The sequence below is a fragment of the Mycobacterium sp. genome (assembly GCF_049278535.1).
GTDB lineage: Bacteria > Actinomycetota > Actinomycetes > Mycobacteriales > Mycobacteriaceae > Mycobacterium.
The window spans coordinates 1-3,276 of record NZ_JBAPMI010000060.1; the positions used below are offsets into that span (position 1 = coordinate 1).

Genomic DNA, 3,276 nt, shown 5'->3' on the forward strand with positions numbered 1-3,276 from the left:
GCTCGGCGCGATCCGATTCGGGCTGCGATTCGTAGGCCACCGTGCGGATCGACGGATGATGAAACACGTACTCCGGTTGCCGGGTGAAGCGGACTCTGTCGATGAGCTGAGCGGCCAGCAGATCATCAACGACCGGCTCAACTCCCAGCGCAGCCAGCAGGTCCAGGTCGAATCGCGCGCCGAGCACTGCCGCTGCGCTCAGCGTGCGCTTCGCCAGTGCGTCGAGTCGGTCGATGCGAGCGGCGATGGTTGCCTGCAGCGTGGCCGGCACGCTCACCTCGCCAACCTGTGCCGCCGAGTGGTATGCGCCAGGCTCGCCGCGCAGCACGCCGCGCCCAGCCAGTTCGCGCACGATCTCCTCGGCGAAGAATGGGTTGCCGGCGGCCCTCTCGGCGATCCTCTGGCGCAGCGCGCCATTCGAAGGATCCGGGCCGATCAGCTCCGACACCAGTCCCGCAGTTTCTGAATCACTCAGGGGCGCAAGGCCGACAGTCTTGGCACCTGCCACTCGCGTCAACGCGCCTTGATATTCGGGTCGGTAGGTGACCAGCACCAGCGAGGGTGTCTGCGACATGACGGTGAGGAAATCGGCGAACAGCGACTCGCTCACCTCGTCGATCCAATGGGCGTCCTCGACGACGAAGACCGCCGGGGTCTGGCGGGCCAGCGAGGCCGCATTGACAAGCGTGGTCAACCGCCGCCGACGGGCATCCGGATCGATCTTCGGCAGCTCTACATCGGGATCGGCGATGCCCAGCAGATCGTCCAAGAGCAACAAGTCTTCAGGCGCCGAGTCGCGGGCCTGGGCCCGGATATGTGCCCGGGCCGCAGCTGGGTCAAGACCCTCGACGCCGGTGGCTGCGCGCAATAGGCGCGCCACGGTATGGAAGGGGACCTGGCTGGTGTGCGATTCGCAGAAGGCGGTGAACACGTCTACACAATGGGCATCTGCCATCGCCGAAATTTCACGCACGAGCCGGCTTTTGCCGATGCCGGCCGAGCCGACCACGCCGACTACCGCGCCGTGGCCATCAAGAGCACGCTTCAGCAAGCCTTCAATGGCGGACATTTCCCACTGCCGGCCGATCAGGTCCGGCTGCGGCCGTGGCGGCCGAACGGCCACCCGGTCATTTTCGTCGATAACGTCGTCAAGGTCGAGTAGCGACAGTAGGGCGGGCATGCCGGAAAGCTCGTCCACCGCATCCCGGCATTCCTGGCACTTTGACAGGTGCGCCTCGAATTCGCGCCGGTCCATCTCGGACAATGACCCCAACACATACGCAGCGTCCCACTGCGCGTACTTGTGGCCGTCGTCTGCACGCAGTCCGGAGGTGGGCGCTCCCTGTCCGGGAAAGGCGCTCATTGTGCCACTCCCATCTCCTGCAGTGTCTGCTGCAGGGCTCGCAGCGCGTGATGCAGCCGCAACTTCACGGTGCCTTCGGCGATTCCCAGGTCCTCTCCGATTTGTGCGGTTGTCCAGCCGTAATAATACGCGCGTCGAACACATGCGCGATCTTCAGCAGACAGCCGCGCGAACGCGTCAGCGACCAGTGTCCGGTTGGCTTCCGGAATCTCCATTACCAGCCTTCCAGTGTTAGCACGATAACGGCGCCGGTTTGGTTCAAGGCCAGAGCTAGTTGACGGTCGGCGTGCGGGCAGCCCGCCGTGCAATCAGGGACCCTCCGAATCGCAAAACCGTGCGCCCTCGCGCGGGACGGTGCCACGCGGGCGACACGCAGTCGCTACGGTCATCCGACCCTCCGCCGCTTCCGGTCCCCCCGGGTTTGCAGAGTTCGCCCAAGAATAGGGCGCGTGAGACGTTTGACTAGGCCGTTCTGCGCTCGAGTCAGTAATCGGGTATGTGAAGTACTGTTCCTAACGAAACACAGCCGGACACAGTGGGAAGCAACCAAAGCCGCCTGCGCTTTATCAGCGGGTCCGGGGTTCGAAACCCGAACGGTGCACCAGCTAGGCCAGCGAGCTGAATGTGCACTTTGCTAGCGCGTCATGTGGTCGCCCTGGCGGTGGTGGCAAGCAAGGTGGCCGCGACACAAGCTAACTTGGCGGGTTCTGGGTCCTGCCGGGATTCGGAAACGCCGGGTTGGTGTAGGCCGGTGTCTGTGGCTCGTCGCCGGGATTAGGATTCGTCACTGCTGGGGGCGCGGACTCTGGCGCAGCCGGAGGAGCCGGGGGTGCCCGATGTTCGGGCGGTGGCGGCTTGGGCACCAAATAGTTCTTCCACGCGCCCGGTGGGTTCGGAGCAGGGCCCAAAGTGTTATCCGGCCAGCGCCATGAACAACCACCGGTAGCGCCCCCGAAATCGCCTGCAGGAATGGTTAACCCGAAGCCCATAAAAGTTCCACCGAGGGGGGCGTTGCCACCTGGACCGCCCATGTTCCATCCGCCATATTCACAGTGCCAGTGCGTGCTGTTCTCTTCGGTAGGAAAATCGCAGTAGTACGTCGTGGCGCCCGCCTCGAAAGAACTTCCGCCAACACCGGGATAGTCGCACACGCCGGGGCCTGGAATGTTGCCGCCCGGGCCGGCCCACGCCACGGGGGAATTGAGGATTACCCATGACGTAACCTGTAGCGCCACAAGTAATCTAATTCCCTTGCTCAACAACTCTTTCACTGTAAACGCCTTCTGGCTTAGGCAATGGCAGCGCGTGCCTTGAGCGGGGGACCGCCACCCCAAGTTCTACAATGCCCGGGACAATCTCGCAGAGTATTTAGGATTCGTCCCGTCAAGTTGATTCTGGCCATCACCGCCGACGCTGTGCTGGCCGTCCGGCAACAGTGGGAAGCACCGAAAACCGCCCGCTCATGCAGGTCTCCAAGTGCTGGGAGACCCCGACTGTCAACGATGTCCGTCAGTTTTAAACCCGACGACGCACGACCCAAGCCACAGAGGCGTACCACGTCACCTGTTGCGAATCCTGCGCACCGCCAACGCGGCCGCGAGCGCCGCAATTCCGGCCAGCGAGATCGCCACCGCCGGCTTCTTGACGAAGCCGATCGCCCGGGCTTTGGCGTCGTCGGCGAGGCGGCGGGGGTTGGCCCGCACAGCCAGCGAGTCGACCGTCGATGCGAGCTGGCTTCGGGCCTGGTCGATCTCCTGCTTGATGCTGTCGGGATCCCGCTCCGCCACGCTCGTCCTCCCTGTCGTCGCCAAACCAAGACCAGGCTCGGTCTAGGTTGGTGCCTGCCGACCTACCCTAAATCAGCCGGCGGCAATCCCACCTGCCGGTGAACAGAAAGGCAGCTTCGTGACCGA

Annotated in this window: 2 protein-coding genes and 1 pseudogene; all 3 read right to left on the reverse strand. The window is 63.9% G+C overall.

The window, feature by feature from the left end:
* On the reverse strand, positions 1-1,363 hold a 1,363-nt coding region (locus WAO18_RS03515; RefSeq protein WP_422203938.1), incomplete at its 3' end, for an AAA family ATPase.
* A pseudogene (locus WAO18_RS03520) lies at positions 1,360-1,560 on the reverse strand (sigma factor-like helix-turn-helix DNA-binding protein); the annotation flags it as partial. The pseudogene WAO18_RS03520 and the gene WAO18_RS03515, both read right to left, overlap by 4 nt.
* Positions 1,561-2,922: 1,362 nt before the next feature.
* A complete protein-coding gene (locus tag WAO18_RS03525) occupies positions 2,923-3,150 on the reverse strand; it encodes a DUF3618 domain-containing protein (RefSeq protein WP_422203940.1) in 228 nt (75 codons plus the stop codon).
* Positions 3,151-3,276: the final 126 nt, after the last annotated feature.